The following is a 15,320-nucleotide window of genomic DNA, read 5'->3' as shown; positions in this document are numbered from 1 at the left end:
TCATTCGTGCCAACATCACTCATGCCAACATCACTCATGCGAACATCACTCGTGCCAAGAGCGGGTCAGGCCGAGACCGCCTTCTCCAACTCCTCCAGCGAATTCTCGAGATGCGTCAGCATCCGCTGCAGGTGCGGGACACTTCGCCGACACCCGATGAGCCCGAAGTTCATCGAATCTCCGTTGCTCGCGACGGTGATGTTGAGTGCCATTCCGTCACACACGATCGACGCTGGATAGATACCGTCCAACTTTGCCCCGTTCCAATACAATTCACCCTTGGGCCCGGGAACGTTGGAGATGATCACGTTGAACGGGGGCGGGGTGTTGTTGACGAATCCCGGAACCGGCCCGAACAGCAGCGGCAGCATCGTGGCGGCACCGAAAGCGAGCGATTCGAGAGTGTTGAGCTCCCGCATCATGTCCTTGCCCTTGGCGGTCGAATTGGTGATGCACTTCAGTCTCGTCAGCGGATCCGATTCGTGGGTGCCGAGATTGCACAGGATGGTCGAGACCGAGTTGCCCGGTCCATTGTCCTCCCCATCCTTGCGCAGCGACACGGGAACCATTGCGATCAAAGGTAATTCGGGCAGTGCATCTTGATCGATCAGATATCCGCGTAGGGCTCCGGCACACATCGCGCAGATGATGTCGTTCAGCGTCACGTCCAATTCCTTGGCCACCTTGACCATTCGGGCGATCGACCAGCTCTCCGCGGCGAAGCGCCTGGCACCGCCGATCGGCACGTTGAACATCGTCCGCGGCGCACGAAGTGGGAGCTGGGCGCCCTCGCTCTTGATCGCACGCATACCGATTCGGGCAGCAGCAGGAACGAAATCGAACAGATCCCCTGCCAGCCCCAGCCCGAACGTCGCGCCGCCTTTGATCCGTTCCATCGTCGACGGGGCCTCGGCGGCGGTCTTCTTCGCACGGAACAGCGACGGATCCCACGTCGCGACACCGTTTCGGTCTTCGCGATCGGTGGTCAACGTGTTCATCATGAGTTTGAGGGCCGAGACGCCATCGACCAAAGAATGGTGCACCTTGGTGTAGAGCGCGATCCGCCCGTCCGCCAGACCTTCGATGATGTGCAGCTCCCACATCGGCCGGTAGCGATCGAGCGGAGTGCTGTGGTTGAGCGAGAGAAACTGGAACAGCTCTCGAATTCGACCTGGTGACGGCAGCACGACTCGTCGGACGTGGTACTCGAAGTCGATGTCGTCCTCGCGCGACCAGGTGAGGCTGCCCATCACGTTGACCGGTCGCCCCGGACGCTTCCGGAAGAGCTCATGCATCTCACCTGTGGTGAATTTATCGTGGATCAGTTGCGCCAGTTCGTGAGGATCACCGGGTGGAACGAACAGCTGCAGCCCACCGACGTGCATCGGATGCTCTCGCGATTCCGCGATCAGGAACATGGACTCAGTAACAGGCATGAGGGCCATGAGCGATTACCTTTCTGTCTGGATTCGATCACGGTGTGACATCGAACACGACCTTACGTTCGAGAGACCACCATCACGGGTTATTGTCCGTTACCAAGAGTTACTAGGAGTTCCAAGTACCGACGAGAACGGAGGCGAGGACGATGAACCGCGTGCTCACCGTTGTCAAGACGCCACAATCGCTGCCCGCGAGCTCGTCCACCCGGCTGGACATGCCCGGTGGCAGTCTCGGTTCGAGGGCGCTGTCGGCGTACCTCCGGCTCACTGTTCGCCCTTTTCTCTCGGTGTGGGCCAAGGCACCGAATCTCCCGTGGCCGATGGGCGTCGTCGACTACGCGGGACTGCTGGTGCCGCCGCTCAAAGGTACGACGCGCAGCACGGTGATGTTAGCCGAGTGCCGTGCGGAATGGCTCCGCGCCGAGGGCGTCGGTAACAACCGTGTGGTCTTGTATCTGCACGGTGGGGCCTTGGTCTGTTGCGGTCTGAACAGTCATCGGCGGCTCACCTCACGTGTGTCGAAAAGTGTCGACGCGCCCGTGCTGTCGGTCGACTACCGAATGATGCCGCGCAACCCCATCTCGCACGCTGTCGAGGACTGCGTCGACGGCTACCGCTACTTGCTCGATTCGGGTTATCGGCCCGACCAGATCGTCATCGCAGGCGACTCTGCAGGCGGGTACCTGGCGTTCATGGTCGCCCTGATGCTCCGTGATCTGGGAATGCCGACACCTGCGTGCATCGTCACGATGTCGCCGTTGACGGACATGGATCCGACAGGCAAGCTCGCGCACGAGAATGCGTCGCGCTGCGCAGTGTTCCCTGCCGACGCGGTACCGGCGCTGACCGTGCTGGCCGACCGCGTGGATGCCAGAATTTTCGTCGATGGCACGCGCGGCCCTCGGGTGTCCCCCGTCGATGCGGATCTGACCGGGCTACCGCCCGTGCTCATTCAGGCCGGGTCCACCGAAATGGTGCTCGCCGACGCCGAACTCATGGCCGACCGCCTCGATGCAGCGGGCGTCGACTGCGAACTCCAGGTGTGGGACGACCAAGTGCACGTGTTCCAAGCCGCCGACTTCCTCCCCGAATCTCACCGAGCGCTCCGCAAGATTGCCGCCTTCGTCCGGACACATACGCCAATATCCGTCGCCTCCAGCACTGCCTGAGTTACGTTCTCTCCATGGCTGTCACAGGAAACAAAGAGGTCGACATCGAAGCCGAACCGGCTGCGATTCTCGACGTACTCGCCGATGTCGAAGGGCTACCGTCTTGGTCGCCCGTGCACAAGAAGATCGAGGTCGTCGACAGATTCGACGACGGCCGCCCCCACCACGTGAAGATGGCAGTCTCGATCCTCGGCATCAACGACGACCAGACCGTCGAATACACCTGGTCCGACACCAAAGTCACGTGGGATCTCGTCGAGGGATCACAACAGAAGAGTCAGCACGGCGAGTACATCCTCACCCCGACGGCAAAGGGCACTCACGTGAAGTTCTCCCTCACCGTCGAGCCGAAGATTCCCATCCCAGGTTTTCTGGTCAAGAAGGGCACCAAGACCGTGCTCGAAGCGGCAACCGAGGGACTACGTCAGCAGGTCGTCGGCTGATTCTTCGGACTCGGCCGAGGTTCGCGCGGCCAGCACGGCCTCGTACAACTCGCGTTTACTGGTTCCGCCCACGGCCAAGTACGCGCAGGCATCCTTCAGCCGCATGCCCGACGCCACCAACTCCTCCACGTCGTCGACTAGATCCTCGGGGTCCAACGCGACCGCCACGGCACCCGCGAGGACGACCGTGATCTCCCCACGCACTCCGTCGGCCGCCCACGCAGCCAGTTCGCCGAGAGTTCCGCGTTTGATCTCCTCGTAGGTCTTGGTCAGCTCCCTGCAGACCGCGGCCCGGCGGTCCGGGCCGAGAACCGTGACGGCGTCGGCGAGGCAGTCAGCGAGGCGATGAGGGGCCTCGAAGAACACGCACGCGCGCGATTCGGTCTTCAAGGTTTCGAAGAACTTGCTGCGCTGTCCTTGTTTGCGAGGTGGGAACCCGTCGAAGCAGAACCGTTCCACGGGCAAACCGGACAGGGCGAGGGCTGTCGTCACCGCGGAAGGCCCTGGCAGGCACGTGACCGGCAGATCGGCCTCGACACATGCTGCGACCAGCCGATATCCGGGATCGCTCACCGATGGCATCCCCGCGTCGGTGACGAGCAGGACCGACTTACCGTCGCGAACGCTCTCGATCAGTCCCGGCAGGCGCGCGGTCTCGACCTGGTCGTAGAAACTGACGACCTTGCCGGTGATCGTCACCCCGAGTGCCGACGCCAACTGCTTGGTCCTCCGGGTGTCTTCAGCTGCGACGACGTCGGCTGTGGCCAGTGCGTCGCGCAGTCTCTGGGACGCATCACCCACATCGCCCATGGGTGTAGCGGCAAGGATCAGCATGCTCCCATGATCTCGTACTCTCCCCCGACGCCTACGATCGGTATGTGGCCTTGACGACCGAGCGGTATGTAGTCAGTCCCGGGCCGAGCGCTCCCCCAGCGGATTACTACCGAGACGACGATCGTCGACGGGGATGGATCGTCACCCTCGTGGTCACGGCCATCGCCGCGATCACACGCTTCGCGATGCTCCGTTATCCGACCGATGCGGGCACTCCGGTATTCGACGAGAAGCACTATGCGCCGCAGGGCTGGCAGGTGTTGACCGGCGGCCGCATCGAGGACAACCCGGCCTACGGGTTGGTGGTGCACCCTCCCGTCGGCAAGCAACTCATCGCTGTGGGCGAGGCTCTGTTCGGCTACAACGGCTGGGGCTGGCGATTCTCGTCGGCGCTGGCTGGAACGTTGTTGGTGCTTATCGTGATTCGCATCGTTCGAAGATTGGCGCGGTCGACTCTCGTCGGCGCCATCGCGGGCGTCCTGCTGATCGTCGACGGTGTCACGTTCGTGTCCTCGCGCATCGGGATGCTCGATATCTTCCTGGCATTCTTCGTCACCGCTGCCATGGGATGTCTCGTCGTCGACCGCGACGACGTTCGGCAGCGGATGGCGAAGGTGCGCGCTGAAGGCCGCGTCGCGACAAGCAGATTCGGTCCGCGCCTCGGCGTGCGCTGGTGGCGGTTCGGGGCAGGCATCATGCTCGGTCTCGCGTGCGGGACCAAGTGGTCGGGTGTCTACTTCATCGCGTTCTTCGGCCTGCTGTCCGTGGCGTTCGACGTCGCGGCACGCCGCGCGAACGGCGTCCAGCGACCGTGGTACGGGACGGCGGTCCGCGATATCGGCCCGGCTCTCTACGCGCTCGTCGTCATCCCGTTGTTCGTCTACCTCTGCTCCTATGCAGGGTGGTTCGCCGCCGAGAACAGCGTGGACCGCCACGCCGTCGGGAATCAGATCGGCACAGGCGGACCATTCTCCTTCGTGCCGGGCGCGCTGCGATCGCTCTGGTACTACAGCGGCAACGTGCTCTCGTTCCACGAAGGGCTGACCAACTCGGCTGGTAACCGTCATCCGTGGGAGTCGAAGCCGTGGACATGGCCGATGGGGCTGCGTCCGATGCTGTACTACTTCGCCGACGGCGACAACGTCCAAGGCTGTTCGGCGTCCTCGTGCGTCAAGGCGATCATGCTCATCGGAACGCCCGCCATGTGGTGGCTCGCGGTGCCGATGCTGCTGTGGTGCCTGTGGATGATGTTCGTCCGCCGCGACTGGCGCTTCGCCGTGGTGATCACGGGATACGCCGCGGGATTCCTACCTTGGTTCACCACTCTCGACCGGCAGATGTACTACTTCTACGCCGTCGCTCTCGCGCCGTTCATGGTGATGGGGTTCGCGCTGATACTCGGGCAGATCATCGGTAGAGCCCGAGCTTCGGCCGAACGTAGAGGCACGGGTTTGCTGTTGGTGTGCCTCTACGTCGCGCTTGTCGTGGCGAACTTCATCTGGCTGTGGCCGATCCTGACGGCAATGCCGATTACTCCCGAGCAGTGGCAGCAGCAGTTGTGGTTGCCCTCGTGGCGCTAGCGCGTACCACCAGCGGATCTCTCGACAAATCCTTGTACAGAGCGACGGACAGCCCGATCATGACGAGGACGAAGGGCGCCGCGGCAATGATGGTCATGGTCTGTAGTCCGTTCAACGCATCCTCGCCGCCGGTCCACAGCATGAGCGCCGCGATTCCGCCCGTCAGAACACCCCAGAAGATGACGACCCATCTGCTTGGTTCCTGGGTTCCGCGCTGGCTCAGTGTGCCCATCACCATCGACGCCGCGTCGGCGCCCGAGACGAAGAAGATCGCTACCAGGATCATCACCAGAACACTGGATATACCGGCGAGGGGCAGGTTGTCGAGCATCCCGAACAACTGCGATTCGGTGGTGTCACGGCCGGCAAGGTCGATCCCTTTCTCCTGCTCCGCAATCCCGGCGCCACCGAAGATGGAGAACCAGACAAGACTGACGGCGCTGGGCACCAGGATCACGCCGACAACGAACTCACGGATGGTGCGTCCGCGCGAGATACGTGCGAGGAACATTCCGACGAACGGCGTCCACGACACCCACCAGGCCCAGTAGAAGATCGTCCACGACGACAGCCAGCTAGCAGTTTCACCGTCGTCACCGGCGGCTGCGGACCGCGCCGACATATGGACGAGTTGGCTTGCGTAATCACCGATGGTGGTCGGGATCAGGTTGAGGATCAACACAGTCGGGCCGACGACGAAGACGAATACCGCCAGCACGAGTGCGAGCACCATGTTGGTATTGGACAGCCACTGGATTCCCTTGGCGACACCGGACACTGCGGAGGCGACAAAGGCGAGAGTCAGGATGGCGACGATCGCAACCAGTAGCAGCGTTCCGGATTCACCGAGCCAGCCGAGGACCTCGAAGCCGGACCCGATCTGCAGTGCGCCGAGTCCCAACGATGCCGCTGTTCCGAACATCGTGGCGAAGATCGCGAGAATGTCGATGACCTTGCCGATGGGGCCCTCGGCGCGGCGGCCGATCAGCGGGATGAACGCCGAGCTGATCAGCTGCTTACGCCCTTTGCGGTAGGTACCGTACGCGACGGCGAGTCCGACAACCGCATAGATGGACCACGGGTGCAGACTCCAATGGAACATTGTCGTCGCCATGGCGGTTCCGACCGAGCCGTCTGTCCCCGGAGGTGGAGTGACGAAGTGTGACAACGGCTCCGAGACTCCGAAGAACATCAGCCCGATGCCCATGCCGGCGCTGAACATCATCGCGATCCAGCTGACAGTATTGAATTCGGGTTTCTCGCCGTCTTTACCCAGCGGGATCTTTCCGAACCTGCTGACGGCCAGGTAAATCGAGAACACGACGAATCCGGACGCCGCGATGATGAACAGCCAGCCGATGTTCGTGACGAGCCAGTCCAACATGGACGAGGTGGTCGATTCGAGCGAGTCGGCGGCGAGGATGCCCCAGATCAGGATGGCGGCAGTGATCGCGGCCGTGACGCCGAAGACGAGGAAATCGGTCCGGGGCGGTGATGAGTCGGGGACGAATCCGTCGTATCGATCGGCACCGCTCGAACCGGTTGAAGTCTGGGATCGTTCGGTATTCGTTGCCATGACGAATTACATTGCTGGCAATCGGCACGGAATGCAAACGGACGAAACGGTCCGACCCCGAGTTCGACCCAGCAATTCGAATATGCGTACGGGTCAGGCCCTCGACTTGGCGAAGCTGGTTTTGCTGCCGAATACGCCGTCGAGACTGAAGCGACCTCCACCGACAGCGGCGAGCAGCAGCGCCGCGACGCCGAGTGCCACAACGAGCTCGTAGCCACCGTCGGACACGAAAACACCGAGTTCGTAATGCACGAACAGGAATGCGCCGAGCATGTCGAGGAAGAGCAGGATGCCGACGATGGGGGTGAAGATTCCCAGTACCAGCGCGACACCACCGACCAGTTCGACGAAGGTAGCGAAATAGGCCGACGCCTGAGGAAGAGGAACGCCCATGCCTTCGAAACCAGCCTTCGTGGCGTCGAGTCCGTTGGTATTGAGCTTCTGCCAGCCGTGGGCGATGAAGACGATGCCCAGACCGACACGGGCGATCAGGGTTGCAATGTCACGGAAGATCGGCGAGTTCATGGGGGGACATCCTTCGGTACACGGCAAGTAGGACGCGACAACCTTGGCACATCTAGGTTGAAGCGTCAACTGACTAGTGCGACCTCCACGAAACTGCGTATGCGCTCATCCGAGAGCCCCAGGCCGCGAAGCTCGCGGACGTACGCCACCGATGCACGCGCGGCGCTGTCCTCCGTCGGATCGCCGCCGGAGGCAATGAACGTGCCCAACCTCCCGCGAGCCTCGATCACCCCTTGCGCTTCGAGCTCTTTGTAGGCTTTCGCTACGGTATGCGGAGCGATGCCGAGCTCTTCGGCAAGGCCGCGAACGGTCGGAATCTTGGTCTCCGCGATCAACTGACCGCTGCGAACCTGCTCGAAGATCCCCGACCGCACCTGCTCGAACAAAGGCGTCTTCGACGCGGCATCGACTGCTATACGCATGCAGGAAAAACTACTTCACCGCATCGCGTATCGAGGTATCGCCCGAGGTGAGCATCAGGGTCTTGCCAACGGTGGACGGCGTCTGAAGCAGAGCAGCGATCACTGCGGCGACGTCGGCTCTCGGTACCGTGCCGCGATCGAGTGGCGGCTCCGACAGTGCGATGTGCCCGGTGCCGTCCTCGTCGGTCAAACCACCCGGACGGAGGATTGTCCAGTCGAGGTTGCTCCGACCTTTCAAGTCCTCTTCGGCGGCGGTCTTCGCGGTGATGTAGGCCTTCCACGACGCTTCGGCATCGTCGGCGACGGGCTCGCCTGCACCGAACGAGCTGATCTGAACAAACCGCTTCACTCCGGCCTTTTCGGCGGCGTCGGCCAGCAGAACGGACCCCGCGCGGTCGATACTGTCCTTGCGTTCGACACCGCCCGCGGCGCCTGCGCCTGCAGCGAAAACCACGGCATCAGCGTCGTGAAGCAGGGCGGCGACCTCGTCCACGGTTGCAGACTCGAGGTCGATCACCTCGGGAAGGGCGCCGAGCGCGGTTACCGCGTTGACATGGTCGGGATTTCGGATCAGGCCCACCGCACGATCGCCTTGCGCCGTGAGCACCTCGATGAGCTGCTGGGCGATCTTTCCGTGTCCTCCGGCAATTACTACTCGTCGATCAGTCATCACTCGCGCCTACCCGCCTGGCAGAATCTACAAACATGACTGCCACCGCCACGATCTATCACAATCCCCGGTGCAACACCTCCCGAGCGGCACTGAAGTTGATTCAGCAAGCCGGCATCGAACCGACCGTCGTGAGGTACCTGGAGACGCCGCCGACGAAGGATGGACTGCGCAAACTCCTCGACGACGCGGGCCTGACCGCCTCGCAGGCAATTCGTACGAAAGAAGCCGTCTACAAGGAGCTGGGGCTGAAGGATTCGTCGGAGGACGAGCTGATCGCGGCGATGGTGGACAACCCCATCCTCATCGAGCGTCCGATCGTGGTGACGAACAAAGGAACTGTGCTCGCTCGTCCCGCCGAGAAGGTACTCGACATCCTGCGCTGACGAGCCCGTGCGCGTTTTCATACCTGGGAACGTCACTCATCACTCACCGGTGGCGAAGCCGCGCTGTCCCTCGACACCGGACACGACATACACCTCGGACCCCCGCGTCCAGAGCCGAGTTCGGAACCGCTGATGCGCAACACCTCGATGCCCGACGCCTCCAGCCGCGCGTTGGTCTCGACGTTGCGCTCGTAGGCGACGACGACTCCTGGTGCCAGCGCGAGAGTGTTGTTGCCGTCGTCCCATTGCTCACGCTCGGCCGTCACATGGTCGAGTCCCGTATCGATCACACGAAGCTTGCCGATGCCCATCGATTCGGCCGCCGCTTCGAGGAACGGGTCGGCACCACGAATGGTCACGGCGCCGTTCTGTCGGCGAAGAGTGAACGCGGACAGCGAATCTGCGATTGCCGGATACATCACGACGGCGTCGAAATCTACCATCGTGCACACCGTGTCCAAGTGCATCGACGCCCGCTCCTGCGCGATAGGAACCACGAGAACGGTGTGCGCCAACTCGTCGTCGAACAGGCTGCGCGCCAACGCTTCCGCACCAGCGGGCGTCGTGCGCTCCCCCACTCCGACCGCTACGACACCAGGTGCCAGCAGGAGCACATCGCCGCCTTCCACAGGCGCAGTCCGCGATTCGTACGCCCGACGAATACCGAGGAACCGGGGATGAAAGGCGTAGATCAGATCTGTGAGCGTGGTTTCGCGCAGCCGTGCCGGCAATGCAAGCGAGGTGATCGCGACACGACTGCCGATCCAGAACGAGGAGTCACGGGTGAACAGCAGGTTCGGCAGCGGATCGATGACGAAGTCCGCACCATGGTGCATTCGCCGAACGAGCGAGGCTCCGCTCATCTCCGGCTCCCCGCTCTCCGCGGCCAACAGTTCGTCGAACGTCATTCCCGCCATGAGAATCGACGTCAACTCTGCTGCCGGAACCCCGCGCAGATGGGACGCCAGATCACGGGCAAGCGCTCGGCCGAGCCGCCGTTCGTTGACCGCCGCCGAGATCCCCTGCATCCGAGCAGCGCCGCTCGTCGTCATCGCTTGAGTGAGCAGGTCGGCCAGCAGCAGAACTTCGACGCCTCGGCCGCGAAGTAATTCCGCGAAGGCGTCGTGCTCCTCCTGTGCCCGATCGACCCAGGGCACACCGTCGAACAGCAGTTGATCGTTGTTGCGCGGCGTGAGCCGGCGGAGCTCGTCGCCGGGGCGATGCAGTATCACCGTACGCAGCGTCCCGACCTCTGAGTCTGCGCAGAGTTGTGCGGTCATCGCTCAACGTTAGGCCTTGACGTGCCCGTGCGTGCGTAATGTCGGCCCGACGGTTCCCAACCACTCACGGGCGCCGCACGCGCACTACCGTCCAGGTATGCCGATGCCCGATTGGAAAGTCCGCGAACTCACTCCTGGGCAACTCTCCGACCGCAGTGGAGTTGCTATCTCTGCACTCCACTTCTACGAGAAGCAAGGTCTGATCACCAGCAGGCGAACATCGGGAAACCAACGCCGCTACCACCGCGACACTCTGCGCAGAGTCGCATTCATCCGAATCTCGCAGAAGGTCGGCATCCCGCTGTCCCGCATCAGAGATGCTCTCTCGGATCTACCGGAAGAGCGAACTCCGACCAAAAGAGACTGGGCCAAACTCTCGCAGCACTGGCATTCCGATCTCGACAAGCGGATCGCTCAGCTCGTAAAGCTGCGCGACGACCTGACCGGTTGCATCGGCTGCGGATGCCTGTCGATGTCGAGTTGCGCGCTCGTCAATCCCGGCGACGAACTCGCAGACGCGGGGCCCGGTGCCCGCAGGCTCGACGTCGATCTACGCGACTGACCGAAGGACCGATTACCGGGGCAGCAGTGTGCTGAACCGGTCGTTCGCCTTCTGGAGCACGAGTTCGTAGGGAGGTGCGAACTTTCGCGCCAACCAGTAACCGAACCGAATGTCGTTGGAGGAGTAGACCAGGTACCGGTTCTTCAGAATCCCGGTCAGGATGGCGTCGGCAACCTTCTCCGGCTCGACTGCTCGCTTCTCGAATCGGTGCTGCAGCTTCTGCACCCGTGGATCTTCGCGGTCGACGCCTGCAATCTCGACGGTGTTCACCAGACCGGTCTTCACCCCTCCCGGCACCACGAGGGAGACGCCGATGCCGTGACGTTTGAGGTCGTAGCGCAGAACTTCCGACGCGCCGCGAAGGCCGTACTTGCTGGCGCTGTAGGCGGCGTGCCACGGCAACGGAATGAGACCGGCGGCAGATGACACGTTCACCAGGTGTCCGCCCTTGCCTGCCTTGACCATGGCGGGAAGAAAGTTTTCGATGACGTGAATCGGGCCCATCAGATTGACGTCGATCATCGACTTCCAGTGCCGGTGTTCGAGATTCTCGACGGTTCCCCACGCGGCGATGCCTGCCACGTTCATCACGATGTCGAGGCTGCCGACGTGGCTGTGCACCTCGGTTGCGAATGCAGTCACTGCGTCGAAGTCCGAGACATCGAATGCGGCCGACCGTGCCACCGCCGGGCCCGCCGCGGCGACGGTCTCTGCCAGCGAGGCTTCGTTGATATCGGTGAGGTAGAGCTCAGCTCCTGCACCCGCCGCGGCAAGGGCCGTCGCACGGCCGATTCCGCTACCCGCACCGGTGATGAATGTCTTTTTCCCGCGTAAATCCTTGATCGCCATCGAAGTTCTCGTCCCCCACATCTCGAAAAAACGTCTTCTTCGCACCCTACGCGTGCGCCGAGTTGTCCACGCCGGCGTTACGCGAGAGACTTTGCACCGGAGCAAACAGGAGGTCCGATGGCCATCGTGTCGAGAGGTTTTACCGGAAAGCGTCGCGGAAACGAGTCACGCACTCCGCCCGGTCAGTATCTGACGCAGGATTTCCCGGTATTGTCGGCCGGTCCGACGCCGCAGGTGAACACCGATCGCTGGGAGTTCAGCATCGTCACCGAAATGGGCGAGAAGCATCACTGGTCATGGCAGGAGATGCGCGCACTTCCGACGGACAAGCCCACGGTCGACATCCATTGCGTCACCACGTGGTCCAAGCTCGATACTCGATGGCGAGGCGTTCCGCTCGACACTCTGCTCGACGGCATCGACACTGCGGCAACGCATGTCATGGCACACGGCTACGACGGATACACCACCAACCTCCCGCTCGACGAGCTCCGACACGGAAAGGCCTGGCTTGCATACGAATACGATGGAAAGCCTCTGCATCCCGAGCACGGCGGACCGGCACGACTGCTGGTGCCGAACCTGTATTTCTGGAAGTCGGCAAAATGGGTCTCCAAGCTGACCTTGCTCGTGCGCGACGAGCCCGGATTCTGGGAACAGAACGGATACCACGACTATGGCGATCCCTGGCAGGAACAGCGATACCAGGGTGACTGAACAGCGAGGGCACCCACGATGAAATGGCTCGTCGCAACCCTCACCGAAAAGAAGATCGAAACTCCTACTGCCACAACCTTGATCTTCGACGTCGACGGGTGGCCCGGCCACAAACCCGGACAGCACGTCGACGTCCGATTGACCGCCGAAGACGGCTACAACGCTCAGCGCAGCTATTCCATGGCAACTCCATGCGACGGATCCACCGTGGTGCTGACGATTCAGACCGTGGACGACGGTGAGGTATCGCCTTATCTCACCAGCGTGATCGAAGTCGGCGAACAGGTCGAACTGCGTGGCCCGATCGGTGGATGGTTCGTCTGGGACCGTCAGAATCCAGCCCCCGTACTGCTGGTCGCGGGCGGGTCCGGGATCGTTCCGGTGATGGCGATGGTGCGTGACCGCGTCCGAGGGGAACAGCGAACGCCGTTTCGGCTCGTCTACTCGGTGCGCACGCCCGACGAAGTCATGTACGCCCCCGAGCTCCGACGCCTGCCCGAGGGCGTGGACGTCAGCATTCATTACACGCGGAGAGCGCCGGAGGGCTATCGCGAACGGGTGGGCAGGCTGAACACCAGCGATCTCGTCGCCCACGGTTGGCCCGCCGATATTGCGCCGAGCTGCTTCGTGTGTGGGCCAACGGGGTTCGTCGAGTCCGTCGCCAACATCCTCGTGGCCGAGGGGCACCTGCCGCCCCGTATCAAAACGGAACGATTCGGCCCGGCAGGATAGAACTGCAAGGGACTGAAACTATCGGCGACGAGTCATTTCGTCGCGGTAGTCGGCAACTGTGCGCTCGATACGCGACGCATCGTCCTCGGCGCCTCGGCGGCGCGCGTCATCGGCGCGGCCCTGCAACGTTCCGATTGCCTTGCGAAGTTCGGTGTCGGACATACGGTGATGCGTGATTGTGTGGTTCATATCACACAGTGTCCACGCGGCACCGAACCTCCGCAAGAGCGGCGTCGGCGGCGACTATCTAGACATGCAGGGACTCTGCCATCAGCTCCGATGAGGGTACGAAGCTCGACAGGCTGCGAGCAGCGAACTCCCGGAAGTAGCCGAGCTTGTTCGGCGGCACGAGAGACGGAAGAACGGTATGCCAGACCTTCTCCATGCGGGAAGGTGCGGTTTCGAGCGTGGACTGCGCCTCGGACACCATCAGCACGCCAGCCAGCATCTCGCACACGAGAAGTGCGGCGTTGCCCGAGTCGAGGTGGTCAGCGACGTCGCTGTGCTCGATCGCACGGTCGAACAGGTGCTCGAAGATATTGCCCCACGTACCGAATACGCTTCCGCGTGCGGTTTCGGATCCGTCGATCTCCATCTGGAGCCGGTACATGACACGGACCAGCGGGTCGGACGCCGCCAACTCGAGCACCGAATACGAAATTCCGATGACCGACTCGAGAGCGGGTGACCTGCTGTCCACCAATCCGGCGCAGGCCGTCGACACGCGCTCGTGACCTTCGTCGACGATCGCGCGTGCGAGCTCTTCTTTAGACGCGAAATGGAAATACAGCGCACCCTTGGTGACGCCGGACTGCGCGGAAACCTGACTCAATGTTGCATTTGCATGCCCGACGTCGAGAAAAAGATCCGCCGCTGCACGCAGAGCCGCCGCGCGTGTGGCTTCCGCCCTCAGTTGCCTAACCATGAATGATCACCCCTGCTCAGTTGCCTACCTGACACCGACGCCCCCGTGTAGGACCGACTATCACCAGGTCAAATCCGTGGTCTCGAATTTCTCGGGCCCGCCTTCAGTCCGGTGCGCAAGACAATACTAACCACATGGGTGTCTTGATTGTGATGCCCGAGTGACAAATGTGTGACACATTTCCCCTGATTTAGATAACTATCGAAATATATAGTTCCACTTCGCCGGATGTTGTAACGACTTCGATGTCTTCCTTATAGGCCCGAAATAACTCACCGTTTGCCGTGGCTTCCTCGACCTGAGTCCAAACATCCTCGATGGGATCGCGCATACTGCCGTCCGGTACGAACACGGCGTACACCCCACTCGGCACCGAGACGAATACTTCCCCGACCGGGACGTCGGCAGGCGACGCGTACGCCGTGGCCATCACCGCGTTGTAGACACCGTGCTCGTCAGGGACGAACACAGTGTTCACCTCGACCTCGGCGGGAGAGCGATCGCGAATTCTTTCGCGTAGGAACCGGAACAGCTCACTGGTGCTCGCTTCGGCACCAGGCTGGATCCGCGGAGCAACGAGGCCGCCGAACAGCATTGCGCTGCGCGCAGTCACCCTGTGGCTCACGTGGACGATCCCGACTGCTCGATCGACAGGTAGAGATCGATCTTGTAGGCATGCGGGTAACACTCGTAGTCCGCGGTGAAGGTGCGCTTGATCTCGTGTTGCTCTTCCGCGTGGTCGATCTGTTGCCACAACCGAGTCAAGACGTCTGGGAAATGTCCGACGGCGGAAAATCTGGCGTAGCGCGCGCTGGGCACCTTGGCTATCAGGTGGCCCCTCTTCACCTGGCTGAGCGCAAAGCATCGATACCCGACGATCTGGGTGTTGTACGACCCGATCCCGGGTGCGAAGTCGGTGTACACCGAGGCAAGCGGCCCGCCGATGTCCTGCTTGAGCACTGACGACCACGCTTGGTCGAGCGCAGGATCAATGAGTCGACCGAGAGCACGCTTCGGGCTGCGCACGGGAAGTCCTGCGACCCACGTTTCTTCGAGGTCGACGATCTCGAACGACATTAACCACTCCACATAACTCTCGGGGCTGCGATGGAGCTCCGCAGCCGGGGTGACGCTTCCCCAGTAGACGCCGACCTACGACCAGATGACCAACTTAAAAGCAAGACTACCGGTCGGCCGGTGTCCTGGCG

The 15,320-nt window shown here is 62.2% G+C and carries 19 protein-coding genes; 7 read left to right on the top strand and 12 right to left on the bottom strand.

Features of this window, described 5'->3' with window-relative positions:
* Positions 1-65 precede the first annotated feature (65 nt).
* Positions 66-1,445 carry a WS/DGAT/MGAT family O-acyltransferase gene (locus tag QMK17_RS11700; protein WP_283509218.1) on the bottom strand — a complete coding sequence of 460 codons (1,380 nt, stop codon included), beginning with the start codon at positions 1,443-1,445 and terminating at the stop codon, positions 66-68.
* A 143-nt stretch (positions 1,446-1,588) separates the two neighbouring features.
* Between QMK17_RS11700 and QMK17_RS11695 the strand changes: the two genes are divergently transcribed.
* A complete protein-coding gene (locus QMK17_RS11695; protein ID WP_283509216.1) occupies positions 1,589-2,611 on the top strand; it encodes an alpha/beta hydrolase in 1,023 nt (340 codons plus the stop codon).
* Positions 2,612-2,625: 14 nt separating this feature from the next.
* Positions 2,626-3,054: an SRPBCC family protein gene (locus QMK17_RS11690; protein WP_283509214.1), complete on the top strand. Its 429-nt coding sequence runs from the start codon at positions 2,626-2,628 to the stop codon at positions 3,052-3,054.
* On the opposite strand, the gene rsmI is transcribed toward QMK17_RS11690, so the two are convergent.
* Positions 3,031-3,888 (bottom strand): 16S rRNA (cytidine(1402)-2'-O)-methyltransferase, encoded by an 858-nt coding sequence (rsmI, locus tag QMK17_RS11685; protein WP_283509212.1) that lies wholly within the window; start codon positions 3,886-3,888, stop codon positions 3,031-3,033. The genes QMK17_RS11690 and rsmI overlap by 24 nt on opposite strands.
* Positions 3,889-3,932: 44 nt before the next feature.
* On the opposite strand from rsmI, the gene QMK17_RS11680 reads away from it, so the two are divergent.
* Positions 3,933-5,468 (top strand): dolichyl-phosphate-mannose--protein mannosyltransferase, encoded by a 1,536-nt coding sequence (locus QMK17_RS11680; RefSeq protein WP_283509210.1) that lies wholly within the window; start codon positions 3,933-3,935, stop codon positions 5,466-5,468.
* Here QMK17_RS11680 and QMK17_RS11675 read toward each other — a convergent pair.
* The 4 genes from QMK17_RS11675 to QMK17_RS11660 form a co-directional block, all read right to left on the bottom strand.
* Positions 5,419-7,044 (bottom strand): BCCT family transporter, encoded by a 1,626-nt coding sequence (locus tag QMK17_RS11675; RefSeq protein ID WP_283509209.1) that lies wholly within the window; start codon positions 7,042-7,044, stop codon positions 5,419-5,421. The genes QMK17_RS11680 and QMK17_RS11675 overlap by 50 nt on opposite strands.
* A gap of 93 nt (positions 7,045-7,137) precedes the next feature.
* Positions 7,138-7,569, bottom strand: a complete 432-nt coding sequence (locus tag QMK17_RS11670) for a DoxX family protein (RefSeq protein ID WP_283509207.1) — start codon at positions 7,567-7,569, stop codon at positions 7,138-7,140.
* 65 nt (positions 7,570-7,634) lie between these two features.
* Positions 7,635-7,991, bottom strand: a complete 357-nt coding sequence (locus tag QMK17_RS11665; protein WP_283509206.1) for a GntR family transcriptional regulator — start codon at positions 7,989-7,991, stop codon at positions 7,635-7,637.
* A 10-nt stretch (positions 7,992-8,001) separates the two neighbouring features.
* Entirely contained in the window at positions 8,002-8,661 is a 660-nt protein-coding gene (locus tag QMK17_RS11660) for an NAD(P)-binding oxidoreductase (protein WP_283509203.1), read from the bottom strand.
* A 35-nt stretch (positions 8,662-8,696) separates the two neighbouring features.
* On the opposite strand from QMK17_RS11660, the gene arsC reads away from it, so the two are divergent.
* Complete coding sequence (gene arsC / locus QMK17_RS11655) at positions 8,697-9,047, top strand: arsenate reductase (glutaredoxin) (protein WP_283509202.1); 351 nt, start codon at positions 8,697-8,699, stop codon at positions 9,045-9,047.
* A 32-nt stretch (positions 9,048-9,079) separates the two neighbouring features.
* On the opposite strand, the gene QMK17_RS11650 is transcribed toward arsC, so the two are convergent.
* On the bottom strand, positions 9,080-10,327 hold the full coding sequence (locus QMK17_RS11650) for an arginine deiminase (RefSeq protein ID WP_283509200.1): 1,248 nt from the start codon (positions 10,325-10,327) through the stop codon (positions 9,080-9,082).
* Between the two features lie 97 nt (positions 10,328-10,424).
* Here QMK17_RS11650 and soxR point away from each other — a divergent pair, with 97 nt between their 5' ends.
* Positions 10,425-10,889 (top strand): redox-sensitive transcriptional activator SoxR, encoded by a 465-nt coding sequence (soxR, locus tag QMK17_RS11645; RefSeq protein WP_283509199.1) that lies wholly within the window; start codon positions 10,425-10,427, stop codon positions 10,887-10,889.
* 12 nt (positions 10,890-10,901) lie between these two features.
* On the opposite strand, the gene QMK17_RS11640 is transcribed toward soxR, so the two are convergent.
* The gene (locus QMK17_RS11640; protein WP_283509198.1) at positions 10,902-11,738 is read right to left on the bottom strand and encodes an SDR family oxidoreductase; all 837 of its coding nucleotides are present in this window, start codon (positions 11,736-11,738) and stop codon (positions 10,902-10,904) included.
* 117 nt (positions 11,739-11,855) lie between these two features.
* Here QMK17_RS11640 and QMK17_RS11635 point away from each other — a divergent pair, with 117 nt between their 5' ends.
* Together QMK17_RS11635 and QMK17_RS11630 are read left to right on the top strand one after the other, a co-directional pair.
* On the top strand, positions 11,856-12,455 hold the full coding sequence (locus tag QMK17_RS11635) for a sulfite oxidase-like oxidoreductase (RefSeq protein ID WP_283509197.1): 600 nt from the start codon (positions 11,856-11,858) through the stop codon (positions 12,453-12,455).
* 18 nt (positions 12,456-12,473) lie between these two features.
* On the top strand, positions 12,474-13,187 hold the full coding sequence (locus QMK17_RS11630) for a ferredoxin reductase (protein ID WP_283509195.1): 714 nt from the start codon (positions 12,474-12,476) through the stop codon (positions 13,185-13,187).
* A gap of 18 nt (positions 13,188-13,205) precedes the next feature.
* On the opposite strand, the gene QMK17_RS11625 is transcribed toward QMK17_RS11630, so the two are convergent.
* The 4 genes from QMK17_RS11625 to QMK17_RS11610 all read right to left on the bottom strand — a co-directional run bounded on the left by QMK17_RS11625 (position 13,206) and on the right by QMK17_RS11610 (position 15,189).
* Positions 13,206-13,376, bottom strand: coding sequence for a hypothetical protein (locus QMK17_RS11625; protein ID WP_283509194.1), 171 nt, complete (start codon positions 13,374-13,376; stop codon positions 13,206-13,208).
* Positions 13,377-13,434: 58 nt separating this feature from the next.
* Positions 13,435-14,112 carry a ScbR family autoregulator-binding transcription factor gene (locus QMK17_RS11620; RefSeq protein WP_283509191.1) on the bottom strand — a complete coding sequence of 226 codons (678 nt, stop codon included), beginning with the start codon at positions 14,110-14,112 and terminating at the stop codon, positions 13,435-13,437.
* Positions 14,113-14,302: 190 nt separating this feature from the next.
* Entirely contained in the window at positions 14,303-14,737 is a 435-nt protein-coding gene (locus tag QMK17_RS11615) for an effector binding domain-containing protein (RefSeq protein WP_283509189.1), read from the bottom strand.
* Positions 14,734-15,189: a GyrI-like domain-containing protein gene (locus tag QMK17_RS11610; protein ID WP_283509188.1), complete on the bottom strand. Its 456-nt coding sequence runs from the start codon at positions 15,187-15,189 to the stop codon at positions 14,734-14,736. Before QMK17_RS11610 ends, QMK17_RS11615 begins: the two co-directional genes overlap by 4 nt.
* Positions 15,190-15,320 lie beyond the last annotated feature (131 nt).

The organism is Rhodococcus sp. G-MC3 (assembly GCF_030063335.1).
GTDB lineage: Bacteria > Actinomycetota > Actinomycetes > Mycobacteriales > Mycobacteriaceae > Rhodococcoides.
This window is presented reverse-complemented; position numbering and strand designations above follow the sequence as displayed.

Bases quoted from the DNA above. Each gene is read 5' to 3' on its own strand.
- QMK17_RS11630 (WP_283509195.1), top strand. From the start codon at position 12,474: ATGAAATGGCTCGTCGCAACCCTCACCGAAAAGAAGATCGAAACTCCT.
- QMK17_RS11695 (WP_283509216.1), top strand. From the start codon at position 1,589: ATGAACCGCGTGCTCACCGTTGTCAAGACGCCACAATCGCTGCCCGCG.
- QMK17_RS11665 (WP_283509206.1), bottom strand. From the start codon at position 7,991: ATGCGTATAGCAGTCGATGCCGCGTCGAAGACGCCTTTGTTCGAGCAG.
- QMK17_RS11690 (WP_283509214.1), top strand. From the start codon at position 2,626: ATGGCTGTCACAGGAAACAAAGAGGTCGACATCGAAGCCGAACCGGCT.
- QMK17_RS11620 (WP_283509191.1), bottom strand. From the start codon at position 14,112: ATGGTTAGGCAACTGAGGGCGGAAGCCACACGCGCGGCGGCTCTGCGT.
- arsC (WP_283509202.1), top strand. From the start codon at position 8,697: ATGACTGCCACCGCCACGATCTATCACAATCCCCGGTGCAACACCTCC.
- QMK17_RS11675 (WP_283509209.1), bottom strand. From the start codon at position 7,044: ATGGCAACGAATACCGAACGATCCCAGACTTCAACCGGTTCGAGCGGT.
- QMK17_RS11670 (WP_283509207.1), bottom strand. From the start codon at position 7,569: ATGAACTCGCCGATCTTCCGTGACATTGCAACCCTGATCGCCCGTGTC.
- QMK17_RS11610 (WP_283509188.1), bottom strand. From the start codon at position 15,189: ATGTCGTTCGAGATCGTCGACCTCGAAGAAACGTGGGTCGCAGGACTT.
- soxR (WP_283509199.1), top strand. From the start codon at position 10,425: ATGCCGATGCCCGATTGGAAAGTCCGCGAACTCACTCCTGGGCAACTC.
- QMK17_RS11650 (WP_283509200.1), bottom strand. From the start codon at position 10,327: ATGACCGCACAACTCTGCGCAGACTCAGAGGTCGGGACGCTGCGTACG.
- rsmI (WP_283509212.1), bottom strand. From the start codon at position 3,888: ATGCTGATCCTTGCCGCTACACCCATGGGCGATGTGGGTGATGCGTCC.
- QMK17_RS11635 (WP_283509197.1), top strand. From the start codon at position 11,856: ATGGCCATCGTGTCGAGAGGTTTTACCGGAAAGCGTCGCGGAAACGAG.
- QMK17_RS11640 (WP_283509198.1), bottom strand. From the start codon at position 11,738: ATGGCGATCAAGGATTTACGCGGGAAAAAGACATTCATCACCGGTGCG.
- QMK17_RS11700 (WP_283509218.1), bottom strand. From the start codon at position 1,445: ATGGCCCTCATGCCTGTTACTGAGTCCATGTTCCTGATCGCGGAATCG.
- QMK17_RS11660 (WP_283509203.1), bottom strand. From the start codon at position 8,661: ATGACTGATCGACGAGTAGTAATTGCCGGAGGACACGGAAAGATCGCC.
- QMK17_RS11625 (WP_283509194.1), bottom strand. From the start codon at position 13,376: ATGAACCACACAATCACGCATCACCGTATGTCCGACACCGAACTTCGC.